Genomic DNA, 24,505 nt, shown 5'->3' with positions numbered 1-24,505 from the left:
TCGATCAACTGCTTGTAACTCATGGTAACTACTCTTGTTTTTTGGCGATTACAGAGTACCACCAACAGGCAGTTGATCTCTCCTCACCGATTAACCATGAGTGGTGCACTTATTATCTGAATTCGGGGGTAATTGGTTAGATAGCGTAACGATATCGGCCATAACACGCTTCTCTCCAAGGTCAGCTAGGAATGCCAAATGTTCTGTAGCTTTTACCTTTTGGAGATTCTCAAGCTTAGGCTCGCCACCAAGGGCAAGAGCAGGCGCAAAGCCATAGATCTCTCCATTTTCAAGAGGACCTAGCTTTTCGACAGCACGCTCAAAAAGAGGCTGTTCATTGTGATCTTTTAGATCAATTTCAGCTTTTTGGCTTTGAGTAGCAAAAAATAGATCTAGTGATTTAGATGCTCCATTTTGAGTATAAAACTCATTATTAAACATTGGAAAAATCATTCCATAGTTACTTGTTATTTTTAAGCTGTAACCAGAGTTTTTGCCCCAAATGCACATCTTACCAAACGCATCTATCGCAATGACAGAAAAAATATCGATGCCTTCATTTTGCATTATTTCGAACTGAGTTCCTTTCAACCATTCAGTCAAAAGATCTTGATAGTCTGCTGGGTTGACTATCCACAGACGCCCATCTCCCCAACCACAAAAGCCGTACTTCTCCCAATACTCAAGCAGGTTGTCAGGTAAAACGCCTTGGTAGAATCGTAGCTGCTCTGGGGTTGGTAGGATCGACTTTATAGCCGGCCCAAAACCTTTATAGTTATAAAAATTGTCAAAAAACTTGTTCATTATTTGCACCTATGTAGGTGTATATTTAACTCACTCGGACTAAGTGTAAATAATGTGTTTTGTGCCTCAATACTCATATCTGAAAGGACCCCATTAATATTTTTATGTAGAGGTGGTTTATCTGAGTAAATCAACCGGAACATAAATACTATCTTCTAAGGATTCTCTTGGTATTTCTAGAACATTAGCGACTAAAACTAATTCAAAACACCAATAACCAATATAATAATCCGTGTACTCGAATTCGCATTCACAATTGTGATTATCATGCCAGTCCGCCAAGCCCTCTAACTTACTGTACCAATTTTGTGCAAATTGGTTGAGTAAATCAGGCTTTTGTTCATTGGGTACTGTAAAAGCGAGTGAAAGGTTTTGATAAATTTCAGGGTAGTAGAGTGTAGGCGAAATAGGTCTATCGTTATCACCAAGTGCAATGGCTACATTATCAAGTAAGGTGTCTTTGCCGCGTTCGCCAATAACATCGAGCACTTCTTGAATATGAGCTGGAGTGACATCACAGGCTTGTAAAAGTGCCAGCCACCACAAAGTGTAGATATAACGATTGATATTAGGGGAGCCGACAGCATCGATTTGCCCGCCCAACCTTTCAAAAGCATGACGGTATATTTGATGATTTACAGGTAACTTATCACAGTAGTGTGTCAGTTGTTTGCGATACGGCAAAATCGCTTCGGTATAGCGCTTAACATCCCCAAGGTGAGCACCATATGAGTAGTGCGCTACCGCTCGCATAATCGCGAGCTGATATATACGCTGGGCAACATCAACTCGCTTGCTAGGTGTGGTAAAATTACCTGCGTTGAGGGCTTCCTGTGTTTCTTTAATGCCAACTTCAATGTCGACTAAGAATGCTTCGAAATAATCGTTACTTCTCCGTGTATCGCGCACCTTTATCTCCTACTGATTATCTTGCCAATGTACGAGGTCTTTGGGGTAGTATGGGTGGTCAATAAAGCTGCTATCATCAATATTGAATAATTTAACAACTAAAGCAGCCCCCCAACACCAATAACCAATATAAGCATCATTGTCCATTAAATGATAATCGGGGTTACCTTCTGCCTTGTACCAAGCGTCAAGGTAAGCTTTAACTAGAGATGGCCGCTGTTCTGGACTTCCTTCTACAACGTTATATAGTTTACCGAAACGCTTTTTGAATAGAGTATCCGTAGCGACCTCGCGATTGGTGTCACCTAATTCAACAGCTAATTTATCAAGTAAAGCGTCTTGTCCTTGATTAGCAATCAGTGTTAGTGCTTGCAAGTAGTAATCTCTTCCCATATTTAAACAGTAAGCGAAACTGAGCCAGATAATAGTTCTTCTCATATCATCTTCATGTAACTCTTCCGAGTCAATTCGCATAACTTGTTCATGTTCAGGCAGAGCATCGGCATAATCCTTTTGCCATTGACGATAAGTTAGCGTATCTAGCAATAAGGGTTTAAATTCTGCTAGATTATCACCACGAGAGTACTTTTGATGGAGCAAATACGTAGAGTCACTAACAAGCCCAAATGCAATTTGCATTTTTGAGTTCAATGACAATGAGCCATCGTTTTTTAAGTCCTCTATATCTTCCTCTATGCACTCGCGCTTAAAAGCAACTCTATCATCAAAGTAATTTTTATCTTTTATTGTATCTCTTAACATATGTTCAACTCATTAAAGGGTTATTGGCTTTACAATTTTTTTGGCAACACTATCAAGCTCAGTTACAATCAAACTATCATCTAATGTGTTCCTAATTAGAAGTTTTTGTACAGTGCCATCATTCCTTCTTAATCCTTTTAAGATTTTTCTGCGGTCTTGCTCGCTAATCCCAGCTTTTTCTAATCGCTCATCCGTGACCCAATTATTATGCATCTGCTTACCATCATCAGTCATACCCAAAGGGGAAGTATTATATTTAGCTTCTGTAATAACAAAATCAGGTGGTGGGTTTGGATGTAAATAAATTCCGTCAATACCTTGTTCACCTGGCTTGTAATTACCATCGGTTTTACCTAGTGGTGTATAGCCATTCTCCAACATTAATTGGTGTGCATTGTACTCACCAGTAGCACCTTTTCTATGATTTAATGATTTATGCTGCGTAAAGTCACTAGGCGTCTTACGTGATGGCGGATTAACTTTGTTAACAGGGGCACCTTTGAGATCGTTTCCTTCTGGAGCTGAAAGCTCCGGCGCTTTAGATTTCTTCGGCACATTGGTAACGCCAACCTGTGGTAACTCCCCTTGATATTCATCCAGTGCTTTATTAACTCGCTGTCCGATTTCTTGGGCGGCTTGTTGCATATGCTGGTCGATTTTTGGGGTGACCTCGTCTAGGCGTTTTACTGTGGCTTGCATGCCTTCGATGGCGGCGTCAGGGAGTAGTAGGTCGTAGTGCCAGCTGGTAGACATATCATCAAGTGAATCGCGTAGGCCTTTGACGATATTTTTAACTTCCGTGGCGGATTGTTTTCCTAGGTCTTGCCAGTTGATGTCTCTTAGGTATTTAACTGGGTCGCCTTTACCGAGCTTGCGTAAAACTGCAAGCGCAGCGGAGAGGGATTCTCCAGTATTTTTTAAGATAACCTTGCCTATAGACCTCTATTTAGTCGATTCTGAATATTGACATTTTGGTGCTCAGACTGGTTGAGCAACTCAGTTTACCCACAGTTTGGCTAGAATTTTCCGGCAGTTTTGCCCTGCGATGCACACATCGTACTGTGCGGCACTATGCCACCTAGCCACTGTCCACAAAACAGCTAAGGGTGTAAAACAAGTCAACACCCTTGGGTAAGCCTAGAAACACGTATGGAGGATATATCCAGATTAGGTTACTAAGCTCTCAAATTATTGAGAAGTTCATTTATATCTTTTGAAACATAAATAAAAGCTTCTGGTGAATCAGGATCTTCTTCCACATTCACGAAGATTATAGGTGGATTTGAATGGTCAATATTAAAATTATAGGCAAAAAAGTTGCCTGCACCTCCGGCATCAGCAATAGGAAAGATATTTGGATATAAATCTTTCCATTTATTAAATTTTTCCAGAGCACTATATAGGATGTGTTCAGAGGAACAATTTTCTAAAACGTGAAATAACGGTCCAAACGGCGTGGGCGCTAAGTAATTTGATTCAATTACTTCTTTAGATGGTACTAATCCCTGCTTGTCAACTATAAAAGATTTGTAATCAGCAGGTAGTATAAAACCTATAATGGCCTCTATTGTTGAGATCTCAGTGCTCGAGATATCTTGCAAAGGAGGATCTACATACTCTTCCCAAATTATATTCACTTTTTGCTCCTTGTTACTTTTTATAGCCTCCACCCCAAATAGACATTCCTCCAGTATGGGGCACGAAAGCGTCGTGTCCTATTTGATTGAATCACAACAAGTGTCACAATACAGCGTTATTCATGCTGCTTAATAGCGCCACGTACCATAGAAGCCATATCAATGATTTCCATATCACCCATGTCGGCAATTAAATTCAAATGGGCAAAAATATCGCACTTTTCAATATTCTTGACTTTTTTCTCGCCACCCATAAATAAAAATGGTGCAAAGCCGTACACTTCATCGGCATTGAGTGGGCCCTGTTTTTTTAATGCCGCAGGAAAGAGTGGCTTCCTTTGGTTATTTTCAATATCAAGATCTTCAATTTCTTGAAACGCTATAAAATTTTTTATTGTCCGCTCAGTGTTACCTGCTTTAATATCTTGCTCATTCCCTTTTTTTGTTCGCATCCAATTTAGGTGTGGGCTTATTTCAAGGGACTCACCTGTTGTTTCGCCGTAAATCTGAAGTTCCCCCCAAGCGTTACGCGCTATAACATAATAGATATCATTTTGCTCAAACGGGGTATCTTCTAAAAATCGGTCAAGGATGTCTTGATAATCCGCGGGGTTTGTCAACCAAAATAAACCATCGGCAAAGCCACTGAAACCGAGTATTTGCCAGTATTCAAGTAGCTTGTCAGGCAGTTTCCCTCGATACGCTTCTATATCAGCGGTAGTCGCAGGTATGATTGTTGTTGGTTGGCTAAATTTGCTTAGAAAATATTCTAATGCGTCATCATTCGTCTCTATCATAGGTTCTCTACTTTACTTTTTGTTCAACGGGCAACGCTCAAGTCGAATGTTCAACTTAGCATCTGGGCCATATTCTTTAAATGCTTTTTCAACTTGCTCATCCATTAATTCCACGCGTGTTTTATCCCCTTTTTTACTTCCTATAGGTGCTTTGGCCCACTGCGGACCTATAGATTCATTAACTCTTTTATCACCCAGACGAGTAACATTATCATAACCGCCAGCGCCCATATCAGGGTCATGTAATGCATGTAAATTGCCCATAATTTCTGTTGCTCTTTGCAAGGCTAATTTTTCGGCTTCAGCATATGATAATTTTCTACTGTATAAGTCTTTAAGAGATCTCTTTAAATCTTTTTCGAAGTCTTTTCTAAAACCTTCTTGAACAGTTCCAGTCCCTTTACGCTTCATATTTTTGTATCGATCGCGGTTTTCTCTGTATTCACCAATGGTTAAATCATTTAAGCCTTTTTCTTGATACTTAAGCTGCCTTGCGTAATTATGTTCTAAAGCACGTAAGTCGCCCTTATGTTTTTTCCTTAAGTTATCACTTGGTTTAAAACAGGGGACCTTGTATGCTTTCATGCCTGCTTTGAGAGGGTGCAACCCTTTCCCTCCCGGCAACTCATTCCCTTTTGGCGGCTCCAATTCATCGGCCTTGGCTTTGGTGGGCTTGTCGGTAACACCTCGAATTGGTGATTGACCCTGATACTCATCCAGTGCTTTATTAACTCGCTGTCCGATTTCTTGGGCGGCTTGTTGCATATGCTGGTCGATTTTTGGGGTGACCTCGTCTAGGCGTTTAACCGTGGCTTGCATGCCTTCGATGGCGGCGTCTGGAAGTAGTAGGTCGTAGTGCCAACTTGTAGACATGTCATCGAGTGAATCGCGCAGGCCTTTGACGATGTTTTTAACTTCCGTGGCGGATTGTTTTCCTAGGTCTTGCCAGTTGATGTCTCTTAGGTATTTAACTGGGTCGCCTTTACCGACTTTTCTTTGGGTAAAAAGCCGTAAAACGGCAAGCGCAGCACAGAGCGATTCTCAAGTATTTTTAAGATGGCCTTACCTACGGTTGTGGTATGTCTTGGGCCTTTATTTATGGCTTTGTCTTATCACTGCATACCATCTCAGTAGAGTAGTTAAAGTTTAACAACCGTGGTTTCTCTAATTAAAAATGTACATGAAAGCAGCAGAAGAAATTTGGTGAGAAGTGTAGGCTAGGAAGGTGATTGAACCTAGCCTTGTAACGTCCATCTTGTTAAAGTGTGTGGTTGATCAAATTAGACTTCTTTTTTAATTTACCTTAATCATTTTGGTGGGTTAGGGTTTACCAACCAATCAGGTATATAGCCATTTTCTGTAGTCAAGTCGTAACCTTTAATGTCTTTTGCTAATGAAGCCATGGCAGTGAGAGGTATTGAAATAGCTCCGTCTAACGAGTACCTTCGGTCATCGGTGTCATAGTATTCATTATGCAGGACGCTAGCACTCTCTATTGCCTGATTGTATTCCACTCCACTATCATCGGTAAATATGCCAAGAATCACAGACACTATTGGCCATTCTAAGCGACTCGAATAAAGGTACACTTCGTCTTCACTACAGTCATTTGGATCACTGGCGATTAATGCTTTTTCTATCGCTTGGCTTAAATCTGCACTAGGTGTAAAAATAGCCTTGAGCAAATCAACATATGCAAAATCAAAAGGCAAGAGCTGATCTGAATATTTGGCTGATTTAAAAACCGAGTTATCTACAGTTATCAAGTAATCAATCGCAGCCTGATTTCGAGTGATAATGGCGCAGAACAGCGCTTTTTGCCAATTAAAGATGTTTGCATATTGTGGGGATAGCTGCCCAGATAGTTCAATTACTTCGTTATCGTAGGCGAATTTGAATATGCTATCAGGGTTTTCATTAAATTGGAAAATAGCAAGCTTCAGCTGTAGGGCTCTTGCAATGTAATGCCATGCTTTGTTGCTGCCTGGATTTTCGAGAACCTCAAGAGGGAACATCTCCTCTAAATTTAACGACGCGAATGTAGATAACGTATGACAGCCATTTTTTTTAAGTGTTTCCAAAAAAATACTATTACTTTTCTCATATAGCTTATTCGCTCTGTCGTACGTTCGCTTTGCGTAACTATAGTGATTTTTAACCATTTATTTTAACGCTCCAACTTACCTTATAATATCAAACTCTGTTATGTCTATAACTTCGACAAGTCCATTGTCTCGAGCTCTTTGTTGCACACCTATATAATCTATGCTTTCTGTTAGCTTTGATGATTTATAAGCGTCTATCATATCTTCAAGTTGTTCAACTTGATTTGTAAATACTTCATATTTATCAGAGCCAAAATTTGGGCTATCTAGATACTCTCTTAATTTATCTTCGTAATTCTTGAAAATAGAGTCCATGTACTCTCTTGAGCCCTGCTGAGCTCGACGCTTTCCCGCCATTCGACTCCCCCAAGTTGCGCTACCACCTTTGGCTTCAATAACTAGGAGTCTGCCGTCTTCGGTTTGATATAATTGGTCAAATTGTCCTTGCTTACCATCTGTGAGTAACTTTGACCTCAATGGTGTTGCTCCTGGGTAATTTTGTTCTACGAAGATCCGGGCGGCTTCTTCACCCAGCTCTTCACTGGCTGCACGCATATCTTTATATGCTGCTTTAAGGTGCTCTGCATTACCAGACTTTAATGCGGCATCGCGTTTGGCGATGGCTTGATTTCTTTGTGCTTCTAGCGTCTTAAGCTTTTGTTTTGCCGCTGGAGTGAGAGATTTGTGGTCAACCTTTAAGCGTTGTAAGACTTTATTAGGTGTATCAATTCTATTCGAAGCGAAAACAATTTGGCCGTCAACATACTGCAATTGGTCACTGACAGTTTGGTTTCGTCTTGTTATATACGGCTTTCCATCTCGTAATGCAACCCGGTAATTATTCTTTACATGCTCTGGGGCATCACTTAAAAAGTCATCCAATAATATTTTAACATGCGTCCTTGGGTTAACTTTTAATGCAACTGAGGCGGGTGCGACAGACTCAATTCTTTTAACGTCGTCAATGTCGGTTTCGACCTTTGAGATCCGGTCTAATTGTACTTTTTCAGTTGTACCCGAGCGAGTGTAATTTAAGCGTTTTAACTTGGTGGCTTGAGTAAGCTTTTCCAATGCGCGGGTTGCTTTAACAAAGTAATTGGATTTAGCGATAGCAGAAACCACTGCACCACTACCAAAGGTGGCAAGGGCAAGCAGTATTTCAAACGACAATCGGCCAGCCATTCTGGTGCGTTCAACACTAGAATGAGCATTAAAGTAACGTACTGGAAAGTTTGCCAGTAAAGTACGCGCTTCTTCATCTTCTGCAATAATAACTAATGTCTCAAACGCTTCAACAATGCCATTAATGGACTCTGAGGCAGTTGACATAATTTGCTGTAACTCTGCCCGCATAGCTTCCACATCGCCAGTTGCAAGATGGCCCAAAATACGGAAAGTTGCTGCGCCAACATCATAAATTGCTCCTGCTGTGCCTTCGACTAAATCTGCGACTCCCGTTACAATGCTTTCTCCTTGCTGATAAAGCCCGTATAAGAATGCACCGCTATAAATAAGCCCTTGCATCCCAAGGTTTTCGTCATCAATCAGGCGCTCTTGAATGTCAGCTTGCTTGCGGATTTCTGCAACCATTTGGTCAAGGGCCGTGCGAAGCTCTTGGCGTAACGAGATAATCTTCTCTTCGTCCTCGCCGATGTAACTCACGGTATAATTCCCAGCAGGCACATCAATGATTTCTGCGGTACCGCCACTAAGCTGGCCTGTGTATATTTTGCCGTTATCCATCACGACTTCGTAATCAATGTCTTCTACTGGTGTGCCATCGCTATAAAAATACGAAAGGTCAATGGTTTTATCCGCAAGTGATGCCACGCCATCAGCGGTTAACGACAAGCGTTGATTTTCAGCTAACTGTGCTATTTGCGGTACACTCGGCATAGTGGCGCTTTGTTTGCTGCCAATATCTTGCTCCATGCTGCCGTCAAACACAGCCATGGCTTTGCCTTTTAAGGTCAGTAACTTGTCTGCAAAGATGTTGACGTTACCACTTGAGTCAATGCTGATTTCACTGCCGCCATTGGCAAGAGTGAGGTTGCCAGAGCCACTGCCTTTTACTGTGATGTTGCCTTGGCTTTGAATGATTTGACTTCCCGCTGGGGCGGTGATGGTGAGATTGTTGTCTGCCTTGAGGTTGATATCACTTTGGATAACACTGCGATGGCTGCGACCCGCCTTAAGGGTGATATTTTGTTCGGCGCTGACGTCAATTTGATTGGCAGTGACGTCTAGGTTAGTTGCTGCATCAGCAATCACCGACTTTTTACTCTCCAGTGCCAGTTGCTGTTTGGCGCTGGCAATAAAGGTTTTATTGGTAAGTAGTCGAATTGCGCTTTTAACACTGCCAAGTTGTATGTCTTTGGCTGCAAAAATATTCATTGCGCCTAGTTGCGCAAGCCAGTGAATATAAGGCTGCTTTTTATCCCCATGTAACACCAAGTGCTGGTTGCCCGCTAGGGTTTGCAACACAATATGCGGGGTATTTGGGGTGTCATCAAACATCAATAGGTTTTGGCCGCGAGAGCAGAGCACGTTTTGGGCGTTATTGGCGCTAGTAACAACAGATGGTTGGGTGTCATTAAGGGCAAAGCCTAACAAGTAACTTTGGTCTGGGTCGTTGTTCATACAACCGATGAGCACATTACTGTCTGGCAGCAGTGGAAAGTGTAACCCTGTCGGCTGCTTTTGACCGCGACAGGCATATTGTGTGAGGCGCTTTACTGATTCAGTCACCTGACTATCAAAATGTACTTGTGTGGCATATTGCCCTTGGGTATCTAGATGAGGATTAGTCTTTGACCCCGACAGCGAACGTACCGTGGCGGTAAACACCATCGGTTTTGGGCTATGCTCTGGGGGCGCGATACGTATTGGCTCACCTCGTGGTACACACACCGACTCGCTATGATACGCAACTTGCTTAGGGTCATTGGCACTGCCTTGCTTATACACCTGTTTACTGCGAATACAGGTATAATCGCCACCTTTCGCTGTGCCCAATTTACCATTTAGCGAAAACGAATAACCGGCATTGGCTTCGGCTACGTTCCCTACCAGCGTGACTTCATTTTTACCTTGTTGATAGGCAAGCTCGAGATTGCCGGTGCGCTCAAATTGCTCAGCAGGATTGTGTGCAGCAGGCTCAAAATAGCTGCGCTGCGCCGAGCTGACCGAGGTTGGTGGATGGGCATTCACATGCACTTGTGAGCCACCCATTCTAAAACGATGGCGGCTTTGGCACTGCGTAAACCCAACAAAGCCGGTTTCATGTTCGTGAACTAGGCCATCTTTATCCGTTACCGACAGCAAGCCTCGCTCAATATAGGGGCTTGCAAGATTCCCCTCGGCAATCACTATCGATTCAATAAAATCATGGCATTCAAACCAATAAATTAAGCCGTACTTTGCTAAGAGTCGGGTGAAAAAGGTGTAGTCGTTTTCAAGCGCTTGTACGCACTGCGGTAGCGTGGGTAAATCTTTAGTGACTCGCCATTTTATCCGGTCTTGTGAATAGCCGGCTTTTTGTATCAACTTATTGAGGACAGACTGGACATTGGCTTGTACAAAGATTTGGCTTTTTTCTGTTTGCTTAAGTAACTCAAGGCGAGGCTTTAAAATCACCTCTGCACCACAGGTGTGCTCAGACACAAAACCAGATTGGATATCAAACAAAGTCCCAGTGAAATATGTTGATATTGCATCTGGTGACTCAATTTCAAACGTGAGCATATTGCCGACAAGTAATTCATCAGCCAGGTCAAATTGGGATTCTAGGTTCGCTTTGAGTAAAAAGCCGCTATTGATACAGGTCGTGAGTTCAAAATCGACGACATGTACAGGATGGTTAGTACCATACACCACAATCCTTGTTTGCATTTTTTATGTCCACTGTTGTTGGTTAAAGCCGTTCCACCAATACACAGTACGACTTCCTAGTGTGCTGCGATTGGTTTTTATTTGCGCGCTATTGTTACATAAAAGGCAAGCATTTTTAACTCATTTTTTTATTCAGTGTTCGAATGTTTATTGGGTGTGCTGGAGAGAGGAAAGTAGCGCTGATTGTTAATTCTGATTTTATCTCCTGAAGCAGCTAAGTCGCTTACAAGCACCAAAAGAACTTATCAGCGCATTGTGTCTCCCTCATCACACCCGAAAGTAAATTGCCAATGCGTCATTTCAACGCATGGATGCGTGAAAAGCGGTGACAGGGCCAAGGATGGCCCTTACACCGCGGTGACGTTCATATTGGCAATTTACTTGAGGAGTCAGTGTGATGTTGGGAGTGCCTTTTCTTTTGCTACCTTTTCTTTGGGCAAGCAAAGAAAAGATAGTCGTAGCCCATGGATGGGCGTCGACACCTGTCAGGAGGACATATTAGCCTTACCCTCCATGGCTCGTATCAAAGCGCATCCATGCGCTCCTCGTTCATTCTTTTTAAACGACGAAAAAGAACGAACCAAGAAAACGTCGCCCCAGCATCACACTCAATCCTCAAACCCTAAGCCGATATAGTGCAACCGCCTTGTAAGGCACATCCCTGTGCCAGACAAGACTTAGCCGACATCCTGTCGGCACATTGCATATCGCCTTATGTTTTTCGGGTGTGATGGAGGGGGGAATCGCGCTGTCTGTTAGTTCTGGTTTTATCCAGTAAAGTAGCTAATTAGCTTACAAGCACCACAAAAACGATCGGTGTGAACTCCTAATTAACAGTCTAAATAGTTTTGTGGGAGGTGATTCACTCGCCGAACAGTTATATTTTCTGGTGTGGTATTGGCCGTGTGCACTAGTTTTTCTCTCAAAAGCAGCTAATTTTCCTGCAAGCACCAAACAAAACTATCAGCGCATTGTGTCTCCCTCATCACACCCGAAAATAAATTGCCAATGCGTCATTTCAACGCATGGATGCGTGAAAAGCGGTGACAGGGCCAAGGGTTGCCCTTACACCGCGGTGACGTTCATATTGGCAATTTACTTGAGGAGTCAGTGTGATGTTGGGAGTGCCTTTTCTTTTGCGCAACGATTCTTTGGGCATCAAAGAAAGGTAGTCGTAGCCCATGGATGGGCGTCGACACCTCCTGTCAGGAAGAAGAGCTGACTTTACACTGTGTCGAGTTAATGTTGAACTTTACCGACAGTGGAGCAATCGTATATTGCTCCACACTAAAATCATTCAGCAGGCCTAGTCATCTAGCTTTACGGTTCCTGCTATCCTATCTATTTTCACCGAGCCTGAGCCTGATTCGGTAATGGTCAAAGAGCCGGCATTTACCACACGAATATTTCCAGCACCGTCTTCTATTTGAACGTGGCCCTTAACTGCTTCGATATCCGTATTGCCCGAACCATCAACGATAATGACATCGCCTTGGACGTGACGAACTCGAATATTACCGGATTCATCATCGATTTTAATATTGCGTCCGCCTTCAACAATCAGTGAGCCAGAGCCATCGATGATATCAGCGTTGCCGCTAAAACCGCGAAGGGTTAGATCGCCAGACTCATCTTCTATTTTGATATTCGTGCCGCCAGTCACATCAATATTACCCGAGCCATCCTCCAACTCTAGTGTATCGACTAATCCCTTTATAGTTATGTCGCCAGAACCATCGTCGATAACAAGTTGCTGGACGTTAGTGATATGGATATTGCCACTGCCGTCATCAATTTCAGCACCTTGAATATCTTCTAAGGTGATATTGCCAGAGCCATCATCTAGTTTGATAAAACCTTTGATATTTTTGATGGCTATATCCCCCGAACTGTCATCAAGTGTTAGCGCAAGTTGGCTTGGCATGGTGATGGTTAAGTCAATTCTAGGGCTATTATTGCGATACCATTGTACACCAGAACTTGTATCTGAGTCGGCCACCAACATGGCGGTGTCACCGGATTTTTCCAGTGTAAGTTGGTAGTTCTCTGCTTCTGTGGTTAACACTGAAGCTTCCACTTGGATCTCTTGTTGGTTATCGTATCCAATGATCTGGATATTACCCGAGGTGGTATTTGCATCAAGTTTGCTGATGTCTGAAGCGTTGAGTTGCAAAGATTTATGGAGTGTTTTGGTTGCGGCTGCGCTTGGAGAGATATGTACGACACAGCCAGATAAAAGGCTAAGTGCAGCTAAACTAGTGAGGAGCTTTTTCATCGTTGTTATTTTCCATAGTGGTGATGACATAAGGTTATCATTCAGCAATAGTTATACCAGAATGAAGTTATAAAAAAATCAATAGATTAAGCAGGTAGCGAACCTTAGGGTGGTCAAAATAGCGAAATCAAATAGTGAGCTGAACCAAAAGATTGCAGATATGACTGTCATATGGCTGTAAATCCGACAATGTAGTCTGGCGCTATTGTTTGTTGATTTTTCTGGCAGTGCAATGAAAGACATAACCAAGACAACCGAACTACACGCTGTCAATCCGAAATCATTCGTTGACAGTCACTGTAAACCAGACGCTGCTGTTTTTTTGGGAGTGGGAAGTGCCGCCAGCGCTGCAACTCTCGGGTGCTCTGCCTGTGTATTGACCCATAAAGGCCTACCTTGGTTATTGATAGATTGTGGCTTTGATACGGTGTCGCGTTATAAAAAGCATTTTTCGTCATTACCCGATGCTGTGTTTATCACCCACCTTCATTATGACCATGTTAGTGGATTGGAGCAGCTTTACTTTCAGGCTGCATTGAGTCAGCACCAAATTACGTTATATGCTCCAGCAGAGCTAATCGTTGGGTTGTGTAATATGCTTGCTTACACCGGACTGAGCGAAGGGACTTGCGGCGTATGGCAGGTTTTTCGTTTATTTCCAATCTCAGAGAGCTTTCTTCATCGTGGGCAACGTATACATAGTTATGCCGTTCGTCATCATGAGCCCAATAGCGCTTTTTCGCTACATCTCCCAGGTAGCCTGTTTTACAGTGGTGATACCAAAGCTATTCCTGAGCTGCTCCATCATCACGTCAGTAACAACGAGGTTATTTTTCATGATTGCGGTCTTGCAAACAATCCCAGTCACTGCTCCCTTAATGAGTTGTTGATGAGCTATCGTGAAGACATCATTAAAAATATTTGGGTCTATCATTACCAGCATCAAGAAGATGTTGTGAAGTTCGAACGCGCAGGACTCAAAGCGGTGCTTGCTGAGCAGCCGATTGCGCTTTAATTTTGCGACTGAGAGGTTAAATAGGCTTTTAATTCTCGAACAAACTCGCTGCCGATCTCATGGTGTATCGCTTTTATTTTTTCGGCGCACTCAGTGGTGTTGTTATCAAGTGCTGAATATTCTAACGCCTGTAGATGTTCAGCTAGTACCTCTGCACCCACTGCTTTGGCGGAGGTTTTGAGGTAATGGGCTTCGTCTTTTAACGCTTGAAAAGCACGAGTTTGGTATGCAGTTTTAATTTTTGCGCAGCTAGATTTTGATTGCACTAGAAAATCGGTGTAAAACTTTTTCGCCGTAGCAAAATCATCACCGATTAAATCGATAAGCACCTGAGGGTTGAGGGTTTTGCTCATTGTGTAAAGTCCATATCTAACCATTTACCTAAGGTGTTTTTAAGCTCTTGTAATCGCACCGGTTTGCTAACATAGTCATTCATGCCACTATCTAAACAAAGCTCTTTATCCCCTTTCATAGCGGCGCCTGTGACGGCAACAATTGGAATCGCACTGCGCTCTTCACTGGACTCAAATGCGCGAATTAACTTAGTTAATTCATAGCCATCTATCTCTGGCATATGGCAATCCGTCAACAAAAGCTGATATTGCTGGCTTTTATACATCGCCAAGGCTTCTTTACCGTTATTGGCGATATCACAGGAAACGCCAAGTCTAGAAAGCTGTTTGACGATGAGTTTTTGGTTAAAGGGGTTATCCTCGGCAAGGAGTATATGCTGCTTACCACTAGTATCCGATTCATCATCGGTAGGGCTAGATACTTTATCGTCTAGTGAAAGTAGCGCATCTAGTTCACTGAGATCGTTTAATTCACCTAAATCAGTCTCGTCACTTTGCTGACTTGCTTTAAGTTTACTCAGTAATTGACCGATGGCGTATTGAGTCTGCGGTGCAATTGGTTTTGGTTTTTGTGTGGTTAACGCTGTACTGTTCAAGTTAGCAAATGCCTTTTCATCAAGAAATACTAACTCTGGAATAGGTGATCGTATTTGCTCTGCAGAGGCTCCGGCTTGCGTTGTGACAACACGAATAAGTGCGGTATCGTCTGTCTCTTTGATTTCATTGGGTGACTCGATGACTTTGAGCTCATTGCAAAAATGCGTGCAGGCATTGTACAACTGAGTCAGCGCCAACGAACTTTGCCAAGGGATATCACTTAACCAATAGAGCGTATTAAATAGAATATTGGGTTGCTGTTGTGTTCTTGGGCGCCAAATAGGAATGGTAATGGTAAAAGTTGAGCCTTCACCGGATTTGCTTTTTAAGACGACCTTGCCGCCCATTAAGTCAATAAGTTTGCCACATATTGCAAGCCCTAACCCCGTACCACCGTATTTTCTCGTGATAGAGCGTTCGGCTTGTGTAAAGGGGGTAAACAGTTTCTTTTGTACTTCTGGTGCAATGCCAATGCCATTGTCTTCTATCTTAAATATCAAGTGAGATAAGGCTACGCCTTCACATGCCCAGTGCACATTGATGGTGACTTTCGCGCCGCCTTCGCGATCTGCAACGCTAAATTTGATGGCATTGCTGACAACGTTAAAGATAATTTGCCGTACTCTATTTTCATCGCCAATCACTTCTAGCGGTAGTTTTATGTCCTCATGCACCGTTAATTTTACTGATTTGTCGCGCGCGTGGGCTTCGAAGGTTTTGATGATGTTATTGAGCATTTTAGAAGGGGAGAAAGGATAGCTCTCAAGCTCCATTTTCCCTTGCTCAACTTTGGCTAAGTCTAAAATATCATTTAATATTGAGACTAAATTATTGGCTGAAATAGACGCGGTTTCTAAAAGCTCTTGATTGTCTTCATCAAGCTCTGATAGCGCCATGAGATCTAAGGAGCCGATAATGCCATTCATGGGGGTTCTAAGTTCATGGCTCATCATGGACAAAAAGTCTGATTTAGTGCGATTGGCCTGCTCAGCTTTAATAATAGCAGCCTCAAGATCGGCGGTGCGCTCTGCGACGCGTTGCTCTAATTCTTGATTGATGTGCTGGAGTTTTTTCTGGGCAATATATACATCGGTTTGATCGATAACAACACCGTCAATACGTGCTGGCTGACCCTGTTCATCAAGCCCCACAACACCTTTGGCATACACTACAACAATGTCTTTATCGTTGAGCAAGCCGCGATAACGCTGCTCAAAGGTTTCACCTGAGTTTAGCGACGCTTCTAGCGCTTGAGTAACACGTGCTTTATCGTCGGGGTGAAGGCTTGCTTCCCAAAGATGCAAATTGCCAATATCGTCTTCCGAAAGCTTAAAAATTTCATTCGCTTGATGATCCCAATTCCAGATCCATTGATTCGCCACTCGTATTGCTCGCCAAGTGCCTATTTTCCCCGCTTGCATGGCAAGTTCTTTGCTTTCTTCTGCATCATGTAATGCAACTAGCATGTCTTTTTCGTGAGTACAGTCAGCTAAAATCCCATAAACACTGTGTGTGCGAATACAATACTTAACTTGTTCTCCCTTGAACTCAAACCAATGAATTGTTCCCCTTACCTCAAGCCGGAACTCAAAATGCAGCATAAGACCTTGTTCAATATGGTGAGCGAGTAGCTCGGCAAATAGTGGCTGATCTTCGTGGTAAATCATGCTTTTTAAGGTGTCCCAGTCGAGTTCTGCCGAGGCTGGGAGGCCTATCAGTGATTTGAATTTAGGAGAGAAATACGCTGTTTTATTAAGGAGGTCGTAGCACCAAACTCCTAGGTTTGCGCTGTTGACGGCGTGGCGCAAAATTCGAGTTTGTTCGTCTTCCAAAGGATTTTGACAATAATACGTAGAGAGCTCGGCAATATGTACAAATATTTCGTTGCTGCGAACATCATAAAATGACAGTAAAAATTGTACATTTGGCGATGTGCGCAACGACACTTGTACCAAAGAACCATCAGCAATCGTCTTTTGCTGCTCTTCTACGCATAAAGGAAAGATAAATAAGTCTTCAAGATGCTTATTGATGACGTTATCGACAGGTGCGAACAGTTTTTCCGCAACGGCGGTTGTATGACTGACATACCATTCAGATGTAACAATCAAAATTGGCATACTGTCTTTAAGCGCAGTTAGCATCGTATCCCCCATAATATCCTCATAAAACAATATAGCAGTTCATGATTAACTTGCTGGATTTATAGTCAATCTAGTGATGTTTAGGAAGATGGGTAAAGGTTGTAGATCGTAGAAGTTTGAGTCTTAGTACTGTATTCATGAGACCCACAGACATACCGATGCGCACTGTAATAATGAACTGAGCGAATGGCCTAGAAATAATCGGCTATAAACGATGACCGACTTCACGTTGAAACTAAGCGATTTGCTATATCGAGTCTATAAACTGTAATATGTCTTTGTACCCCAAAACGGGTGGTATGGCTAAAAATAATAAAAGGAATCCAAGTTGAAACGTTATTTATCTGTGGTCATCGCAGGCTCACTCAACGCACTTATGTATAGTGGTCAAGCTTATGCACAGCTAGACCAGACTAATGAGGAGAATATCACCGCGATTGTTGAGCAACAGGTAGCGGCCTATAACAAGCGAGATATCGATGCATTCGTCGCAACGTATCACGATGATGTAGAAATTCACTACTTTCCTGGTGGAATAGCGTATTCCGGGAAAGAAAAACTGAAGAAAACCTATACACAGCTTTTTAGTAGGGTCACTTGCCTGAGCGCCAAAATAAGTAACAGAGAGATTCAAGGGCGCTTCGTTGTAGATACTGAGGTTATAGAGTTTTGTCTAATGCGTGATGGTGAGGAATATAAATTAAAGTAGAAAGCCATCGCAACCTATGAAGTCGTCGATGTATTGATTAAGAGAGTCTTATTCTTAAAAGAAAAATAGTCAGCAGTGTAAAGCAATATTTTGCTTTCCTCTAACCATACGAGTACCACATACTCGGTGGTTTACACTGCCTCTACATTGAGTCTTTCCGCGAGTAGCTGGCGCTCAGTATTTAGTCCTCTGTAGTCTCGAAGTCCTGCGAGAAGCGCCCTGATTAATACGGTATCAGGGTTTTCACCTTGTAGTTGAGCCTCCAACAGAGCGATTGTATGGTCTACGATCTCACGCTTTTGTGGTGCAAGCTTTAGCTTTTGGGATTTTTCTTGGAGCTGTAAAAAAGCTTGTTGGACTTTTTGTTCGTGGAGTTGTCGTTTTTTAGCTTCGATCTCTTTTTGGGACGGAAAATCCTGTTCGGTTAACACCGGCAACAGTGTTTGATTTGGTAGCGCTGTACAAATTGAGTCCATGCATGACACCACCCAATTAACCAGCTTTTCAGTGTCGAAATCAATACCTTCGATCACGGGCAGCGAAAGATAATTAGCAATAATACCATCAAGCGTCATCGCGAGATCGGTTTTCCATGGACGAACTTGCTCGCCATAGTTTTCAAGTAAAAAGCCTTCTTGTAGCGTAAGCCACGTCAAGCGAAACTCTTGATAGAACATGATCAAGTTATTTGAAAAGCTCAGTGACTCCTCCTGTAATAAGAGTTGAAACATCGCTTGGTACTGCTTTAAATCTTCGTGCTGGAAGCGGATTTGTTGTTTTAGCTTAGCAATTGGTGTCAATTTATCACTTTCTAATATTGCTCTTATTTTATCTAGCAGATCCGCTGTTTGACGCTCAAAAACGGCTAATAGTAGTTCGTCTTTTGACTTAAAGTGTAGGTAGATAGCACCTTTCGAAATGCCCACTTTATTGGCGATGGTTTGCATGCTAAAGGCACTATCGCCCTCTGCTAAAAGTAACTGCTCCGCGCATGCCAGTATTAATTTCCGCTTATCAGACATAGCTCCTCCTGTTCACATTGCAGTATACAGTCAATTTAAAAATGACCAATAGGTCATTTTTAAATTGACTAAATTTAAAATGTGGTCAATTATTATGTTGTCTATTCAACGGGAACATCATAATTATGAACAATACATCATCTTTAATACAGCTAGTCAGGCGCACGCGGCCAAGCCGCCTATTACTATCCACTCTGGTTTTATTTACGCTTATCTCTAGTGCTTTAGGTTTGTTGGTGCCTTTGCAAACGAAAAAGTTGCTGGAAGAACTCGGAGAAAATGGTCATTTTTCAAATGAACAGGTAGTCATATTAATTATGGTGTTAGTGTTTTCCGCTGTGCTAACAGGGCTGATGACTTACATCATGGGTAAAATTGGCAATGAGCAAAAGCTTAAATTACGCGGAGACCTTTTTCAGCACCTCATTCGTTTGCCTGTTTCCTTCTTTGATAATACTAGAGCTGGGGAGCCCGCGAATCGTATCGTAAAAGACACTGAAATTATTGAAAACCTTGTGAGCGAGCAGTCTGTGTCTTTTATATCTGGTGTGGTTTCATTATTTGGCTCTTTTATTATTCTATGGTTTTTAGACTGGCAAATGACACTTGTAATGCTTGGTGCAGTGACGGCTAGTTTTCTGATTATCTTACCGTTTTCCGTGAGGCTAACGGATCTGTCTAAGTCATTACAAGATACTGAAGCCTCTATGCTAGGAAGGTTAACCGAGCTGTTTGCTAATATCCGCTTACTAAGAGCACAAGGTGCAGAAAAAATAGAAGCTAAAAAGAATAACAATGAATTGAAGTCACTCTATAAAACTGCAATGTCAGAACATACGCTTTTAGCGACCATGGGCGCATTGGTGAATTTAGTGATCATGGCTTCGATAGTGTTAGTACTAGGATTTGGCGCATCAAGGGTTGCCAATAGTGCAATGACTCTGGGCGCTTTTGTTGCGTTTATTATGTTTTTACTGAACATCGTGTTGCCGATGGGGCAGTTAAGCATGGTGGTAGCTGCGTTTAATAAAGCAAAAGGAGCGGCCGTTCGTATTAATGAGATCTTAGCAACGGCACCGGAAAATGAAAGTGGTCATACGATTAACCTGACTGATAAGTCAATTTATGTTCGAAATTTATCTTTTAGTTATACTGATGATAAACCAGTATTTAAAAGCTTGAGCTGTGAATTCTTAAGTGGAAAAACGACCGCTATTGTTGGGCCATCAGGAGTTGGTAAGTCTACACTCTTTGCTTTGTTGCAGGGCTTTTATCCAGTGAGGCGTGGTTACATTGAAATTGCAGGGCTTAATGTTGAAGAGCTAGACCGAGCCAATTTGAGAGCGCAAATCGGTTACGTTGCGCAAGAGAGCCCGCTGCTGTGTGGCACCTTATACGAAAACTTGGTCTACGGTGCTGATGAAACAATAGATGATGGACAATTACAGCATGCCATCGCCACGGCCGATTTAGCAGAGTTTATAGCGACACTACCTGATGGGTTGAATACTCGAATTGGTGAGCGTGGCATTACTCTATCTGGCGGACAAAGGCAACGAGTTGCATTGGCGCGAGCACTATTAAAAGACCCTGCATTGCTGCTGTTGGATGAAGCAACGGCAAGCCTTGATTCACAAAGTGAAGCCGCTATTCAAATTGCCCTTAAAAATGCAAAAAAAGGTCGTACTACAATTATCGCTGCGCATCGGCTCAGTACGGTTATGGATGCTGATAATATTATCGTCATTAACAAAGGTGAGATTGAATCACAGGGAAACCATCAGTATCTGATGCAACATTCTTCACTTTACCAAAGCCTAGTGAACAAACAGTTTAGCCTTCAAGCTGCAAGCTAATAACTTTGGTTGGGGTCCGTCGGTTGGATAGGTGGAAAGTGAATGAACAGTAATGTCATTGGTAAATGGTTGTATTGATACTTTTTGGTGTTTTTTTAAAATTATATAGCACTAAAAGTTTAGATGTGATAGAAAGTAATCATATTTAACTAAGTGCTATTTTTGTTATTGGTTAAAAAGGATTGGTTTTTAGGGAAGACAAATTAATTTTCGTAGGTTTGTTTATGCCCCATAGAGCATCACACACAAGTTCGCATACCTCTATCCCGCTGATTGTAGCGCTAACAAGCGTGTTGTTATTACTGACTTTACTGAGCTTTCCAAGTAAGAGCAAACAGTCGGTAGAAACCAAAGTAGCAATACATAAGAGCGGCGCGATAAAGCATGAAGTCCGCCAGACAGAATAAGAATGAAAAATTCGTATTTACCTAAAAGTATCTAATTCACACCATCACCTTACACTTTGTAACAGTTCAGGTTTACTAACTTTTATTTATTTAAAACAGATAGTTATTATATTGAACTAACACCATCATAAAGTTTCCGTAGGCATTCAGCCTATCATCTTGCCTCTATAATTTGCTTATTATTTCTAACTCGGTATAGTTTGACGTCGGCCAGGATAGTAATAATATTGCTCGGTTTATGAGCATGGGACAAATTGGCCTTACTTCTCAGAGGCAGGTATGCAATTAATTCAGTTAAAGTCAGATGACCCACAAGTAGTCGCGGTGTTTTCTGAAATCGATAAGCTTATGAACAGCTTATATCCAATCGCAAGTGCACAGTCTTTATCAATAGAAGAAATTAACCAACCTAACGTGTATGCCGTTGGCTTACAAAATGAAGAGGGCATTGTAGCGTGCGGTGCGATTGTAAAGCAGTTTGATAAAACCTTGTACGGTGAAATTAAACGCTTGTACGTAAAACCTAGCTATCGAGGTAAAGGGCTTTCTAAACGTATTATGCAAATTTTGCTTCACTATGCGGGTGAAGCGCAGATCCCACTTATTCGGTTGGAAACCGGCTCTAAGCAAGCTAATGCAATAAGTCTTTATGAGAGCTTGGGGTTTGAGCGATGTGAACGCTTTGGTATGTATCGTGACAACCCGTTAAGTGTCTTTATGGCGTTATCACTGAAATCTTAACGTAGTAAAATAGGGATTGTCGGTATCGGCAGAGATACAGGCAATCTCTGCAAGCACCACAGCGACAGTTTGATTTTCTCGCTCTAAAACTAAACACTCTTGTTTGCCGACTATGGCCGTGTTTTTGCACCTGCCACGCACAACGTCACCATCTTTCATCTCAATAGTAACCGCAAGGCGTTTTATACACGCCAGTTCAATATAATCATACTGTTGGCAACTGATCATAGATACGTCCTTATTGAATAAAGCCACCTGCTTGTTCAGGTGGCTTTTCGAACTTGACTTTAGAGAGACTTAATTCCCATATTGTAAAGCGTAAAGCCATAAATATCGGCATACTGTTCAATTGTCTTGCTTATCGGTGTGCCTGCGCCGTGCCCAGCATTGGTTTCGATACGAATAAGCGTCGGATTAGCACCTGTGTGTTTGCTTTGTAGCTCAGCTGCAAACTTGTAAGAGTGTGCAGGTACTACGCGGTCGTCATGGTCACCTGTTGTGATCATGGTTGCTGGATAATCTACGCCAGCCTTTACGTTATGTACAGGTGAATAACCTTTCAGATATTCAAACATCTCTTTGTTGTCTTCCGCCGTACCGTAGTCGTAAGCCCAGCCAGCTCCAGCAGTAAACGTGTGGTAACGCAGCATATCAAGTACCCCTACCGCAGGTACAGCCACTTTGAATAGGTCTGGACGTTGTAACATCGTCGCACCTACTAACAAACCACCGTTCGAACCGCCGTTAATTGCAAGCTTTTCACTTGAAGTATAATTTTCAGATACTAAGTATTCGCCTGCAGCAATAAAATCATCAAAGACGTTTTGCTTCTGCATTTGAGTACCTGCTTTGTGCCATTTTTTACCATACTCACCGCCGCCACGTAAGTTTGCTACCGCGTAAACACCACCCAGCTCTAACCAAGCTGCACGTGTAGGGCTAAAATAAGGCTTAAGACTGACATTAAATCCACCATAACCGTACAACAGAGTCGGGTTGTTACCATCCAATTTCAGCCCTTTTTTATGGGTGATGATCATCGGTACGCGGGTGCCATCTTTTGAGGTGTAAAAAACTTGCTTAGACACGTAAGCATCTGAATCAAAATCTACTTTATCTGAACTATATAACTCGCTACGCCCTGATTCTGCATCGAAAGCAAAGATAGATCTCGGGGTGTTGTAGTTAGTGAATGAGTAATAAAGTACTTTGTCTTCTTCCTCACCGCTAAAGCCACTCACAGTGCCTACACCTGGAAGCGCAATGTCACGGATCAGCTTACCTGTGAAGTCATATTGTTTTACCAATGAAATTGCATCTTTGATGTAAGTCGCAAATAGATAACCTGAACCTGTTGAAACCGATAGTACATTGTCGGTTTCTGGGATCACATCTTGCCAGTTTTCTGGTTGTGGCTGTTTCGCACTGACTTTAACGATACGACGGTTCGGCGCATCTAAGTTAGTGCTTAAGAACAATGTGTCGCCTTCACTGTGGATCACGCTGGTATCAGAGTTGGTATGATCTAAAATCGTTACCCAGTCACTATTTGGTTTGCTTAAGTCACGAATAAATAACTTGTTACCTGATGTTGATACCGCAGCAGAGATCACTAAGTATTTTTTATCGTCGGTTACACCACCATAAACATAACGGTGTTTTTGCGCATCAGTGGCACCAAAAATGACCTTATCTTGATCTTGAGGTGTACCAATCTTGTGATAATACACTTTATGTTGGTCAGTTTTTGCAGAAAGTTCACTGCCCTTAGGCTTGTCATAGCTTGAGTAGTAAAAGCCTTCATTACCAAACCAAGAGATACCACTAAACTTCACATCGACCAGCGTTTCACCGACCTGCTCTTTAGTCTCGGCGTTTAGCACAATCACTTTACGCCAGTCACTCCCACCTTCGGAAATTTGATAAGCCACCAATGAGGCGTCTTTACTAAAACTTAATCCTGCAAGCGATGTTGTGCCATCGTCACTCATGGTATTTGGGTCTAAAAATACTTCAGCCTCACCACCTTCTTTTTGGCGGTACAAAACACTTTGGTTTTGCAATCCATCATTTTTGTAAAAATAAGTATAGTTGCCGTGTTTAAAAGGCTGAGAAACACGCTCGTAATCAAGTAGTTCGGTGAGGCGTTTTTCGATGTCTTTACGATATGGAATCTGCGATAAATATGCTTGAGTAGTCTCGTTTTGTGCTTTTACCCACGCAGCGGTTTCTGCGCTTTTATCGTCTTCTAACCAGCGATATGGATCCGCCACTTGCGTACCAAAGTAGTTGTCTACCACTGTGCCTGTTTTAGTGATTGGATATTTCACAGATTGCGTCAATGCCGCATTATTAGATTGTTCATTTTCGGTATTAACACATCCGACAAGCGCAAGAGCAATGGCTCCAGCTAGTATCTTCTTTATCATTGTGGGGATTCCTATTGGTTCTTATTAGCTACTATCTCGCCGCAGTTTCTTG

General features: G+C 42.3%; 19 protein-coding genes. 4 read left to right on the top strand and 15 right to left on the bottom strand.

From position 1 onward, the window contains the following. Positions 1 to 90: 90 nt before the first annotated feature. From MHN30_RS12380 to MHN30_RS12335, 10 genes are all read right to left on the bottom strand, one after another. On the bottom strand, positions 91 to 804 hold the full coding sequence (locus MHN30_RS12380; protein WP_239359809.1) for a GAD-like domain-containing protein: 714 nt from the start codon (positions 802 to 804) through the stop codon (positions 91 to 93). A gap of 117 nt (positions 805 to 921) precedes the next feature. After that, positions 922 to 1,713, bottom strand: a complete 792-nt coding sequence (locus MHN30_RS12375) for a PoNe immunity protein domain-containing protein (RefSeq protein WP_130165657.1) — start codon at positions 1,711 to 1,713, stop codon at positions 922 to 924. A gap of 9 nt (positions 1,714 to 1,722) precedes the next feature. Next, complete coding sequence (locus MHN30_RS12370) at positions 1,723 to 2,475, bottom strand: PoNe immunity protein domain-containing protein (protein WP_130165658.1); 753 nt, start codon at positions 2,473 to 2,475, stop codon at positions 1,723 to 1,725. 12 nt (positions 2,476 to 2,487) lie between these two features. Next, on the bottom strand, positions 2,488 to 3,228 hold the full coding sequence (locus MHN30_RS12365) for a hypothetical protein (protein WP_239359807.1): 741 nt from the start codon (positions 3,226 to 3,228) through the stop codon (positions 2,488 to 2,490). Between the two features lie 422 nt (positions 3,229 to 3,650). Then, complete coding sequence (locus MHN30_RS12360; RefSeq protein WP_239359806.1) at positions 3,651 to 4,112, bottom strand: SMI1/KNR4 family protein; 462 nt, start codon at positions 4,110 to 4,112, stop codon at positions 3,651 to 3,653. Positions 4,113 to 4,228: 116 nt separating this feature from the next. After that, on the bottom strand, positions 4,229 to 4,909 hold the full coding sequence (locus MHN30_RS12355) for a GAD-like domain-containing protein (protein ID WP_130165660.1): 681 nt from the start codon (positions 4,907 to 4,909) through the stop codon (positions 4,229 to 4,231). 12 nt (positions 4,910 to 4,921) lie between these two features. Next, positions 4,922 to 5,674, bottom strand: coding sequence for a polymorphic toxin type 15 domain-containing protein (locus MHN30_RS12350; protein WP_239359805.1), 753 nt, complete (start codon positions 5,672 to 5,674; stop codon positions 4,922 to 4,924). Positions 5,675 to 6,216: 542 nt separating this feature from the next. Beyond that, on the bottom strand, positions 6,217 to 7,071 hold the full coding sequence (locus MHN30_RS12345) for an immunity 49 family protein (protein WP_130165662.1): 855 nt from the start codon (positions 7,069 to 7,071) through the stop codon (positions 6,217 to 6,219). Positions 7,072 to 7,089: 18 nt separating this feature from the next. Beyond that, positions 7,090 to 10,905, bottom strand: a complete 3,816-nt coding sequence (locus tag MHN30_RS12340) for a contractile injection system protein, VgrG/Pvc8 family (protein ID WP_239359804.1) — start codon at positions 10,903 to 10,905, stop codon at positions 7,090 to 7,092. A gap of 1,306 nt (positions 10,906 to 12,211) precedes the next feature. After that, positions 12,212 to 13,210: a DUF4097 domain-containing protein gene (locus MHN30_RS12335; protein ID WP_239359803.1), complete on the bottom strand. Its 999-nt coding sequence runs from the start codon at positions 13,208 to 13,210 to the stop codon at positions 12,212 to 12,214. A 202-nt stretch (positions 13,211 to 13,412) separates the two neighbouring features. On the opposite strand from MHN30_RS12335, the gene MHN30_RS12330 reads away from it, so the two are divergent. Then, a complete protein-coding gene (locus tag MHN30_RS12330; protein ID WP_130165668.1) occupies positions 13,413 to 14,195 on the top strand; it encodes an MBL fold metallo-hydrolase in 783 nt (260 codons plus the stop codon). On the opposite strand, the gene MHN30_RS12325 is transcribed toward MHN30_RS12330, so the two are convergent. Further along, positions 14,192 to 14,548 carry an Hpt domain-containing protein gene (locus MHN30_RS12325; RefSeq protein ID WP_010603970.1) on the bottom strand — a complete coding sequence of 119 codons (357 nt, stop codon included), beginning with the start codon at positions 14,546 to 14,548 and terminating at the stop codon, positions 14,192 to 14,194. The genes MHN30_RS12330 and MHN30_RS12325 overlap by 4 nt on opposite strands. Beyond that, positions 14,545 to 17,289: an ATP-binding protein gene (locus MHN30_RS12320; RefSeq protein WP_130165669.1), complete on the bottom strand. Its 2,745-nt coding sequence runs from the start codon at positions 17,287 to 17,289 to the stop codon at positions 14,545 to 14,547. Before MHN30_RS12320 ends, MHN30_RS12325 begins: the two co-directional genes overlap by 4 nt. A gap of 328 nt (positions 17,290 to 17,617) precedes the next feature. Here MHN30_RS12320 and MHN30_RS12315 point away from each other — a divergent pair, with 328 nt between their 5' ends. Continuing rightward, positions 17,618 to 17,998 (top strand): nuclear transport factor 2 family protein, encoded by a 381-nt coding sequence (locus MHN30_RS12315; RefSeq protein WP_130165670.1) that lies wholly within the window; start codon positions 17,618 to 17,620, stop codon positions 17,996 to 17,998. A 131-nt stretch (positions 17,999 to 18,129) separates the two neighbouring features. Here MHN30_RS12315 and MHN30_RS12310 read toward each other — a convergent pair whose 3' ends face one another. After that, positions 18,130 to 19,020: a TetR/AcrR family transcriptional regulator gene (locus MHN30_RS12310; protein ID WP_069018700.1), complete on the bottom strand. Its 891-nt coding sequence runs from the start codon at positions 19,018 to 19,020 to the stop codon at positions 18,130 to 18,132. 125 nt (positions 19,021 to 19,145) lie between these two features. Here MHN30_RS12310 and MHN30_RS12305 point away from each other — a divergent pair, with 125 nt between their 5' ends. Together MHN30_RS12305 and MHN30_RS12300 are read left to right on the top strand one after the other, a co-directional pair. After that, positions 19,146 to 20,876: an ABC transporter ATP-binding protein gene (locus MHN30_RS12305; RefSeq protein WP_130127540.1), complete on the top strand. Its 1,731-nt coding sequence runs from the start codon at positions 19,146 to 19,148 to the stop codon at positions 20,874 to 20,876. A 686-nt stretch (positions 20,877 to 21,562) separates the two neighbouring features. Further along, a complete protein-coding gene (locus tag MHN30_RS12300; RefSeq protein WP_088532757.1) occupies positions 21,563 to 22,024 on the top strand; it encodes a GNAT family N-acetyltransferase in 462 nt (153 codons plus the stop codon). On the opposite strand, the gene MHN30_RS12295 is transcribed toward MHN30_RS12300, so the two are convergent. Next, entirely contained in the window at positions 22,010 to 22,252 is a 243-nt protein-coding gene (locus MHN30_RS12295; RefSeq protein WP_130165671.1) for a Rho-binding antiterminator, read from the bottom strand. The two genes, MHN30_RS12300 and MHN30_RS12295, sit on opposite strands and share 15 nt — an antisense overlap. Positions 22,253 to 22,311: 59 nt before the next feature. Further along, positions 22,312 to 24,453, bottom strand: coding sequence for a prolyl oligopeptidase family serine peptidase (locus MHN30_RS12290; protein WP_130165672.1), 2,142 nt, complete (start codon positions 24,451 to 24,453; stop codon positions 22,312 to 22,314). Between the last annotated feature and the right edge of the window lie 52 nt (positions 24,454 to 24,505).

Source organism: Pseudoalteromonas sp. OF7H-1 (assembly GCF_022347825.1).
Lineage (GTDB): Bacteria > Pseudomonadota > Gammaproteobacteria > Enterobacterales > Alteromonadaceae > Pseudoalteromonas > Pseudoalteromonas maricaloris.
The sequence above is the reverse complement of the archived record's forward strand: the minus strand, read 5'-3'. Positions and strand labels throughout refer to the sequence as shown.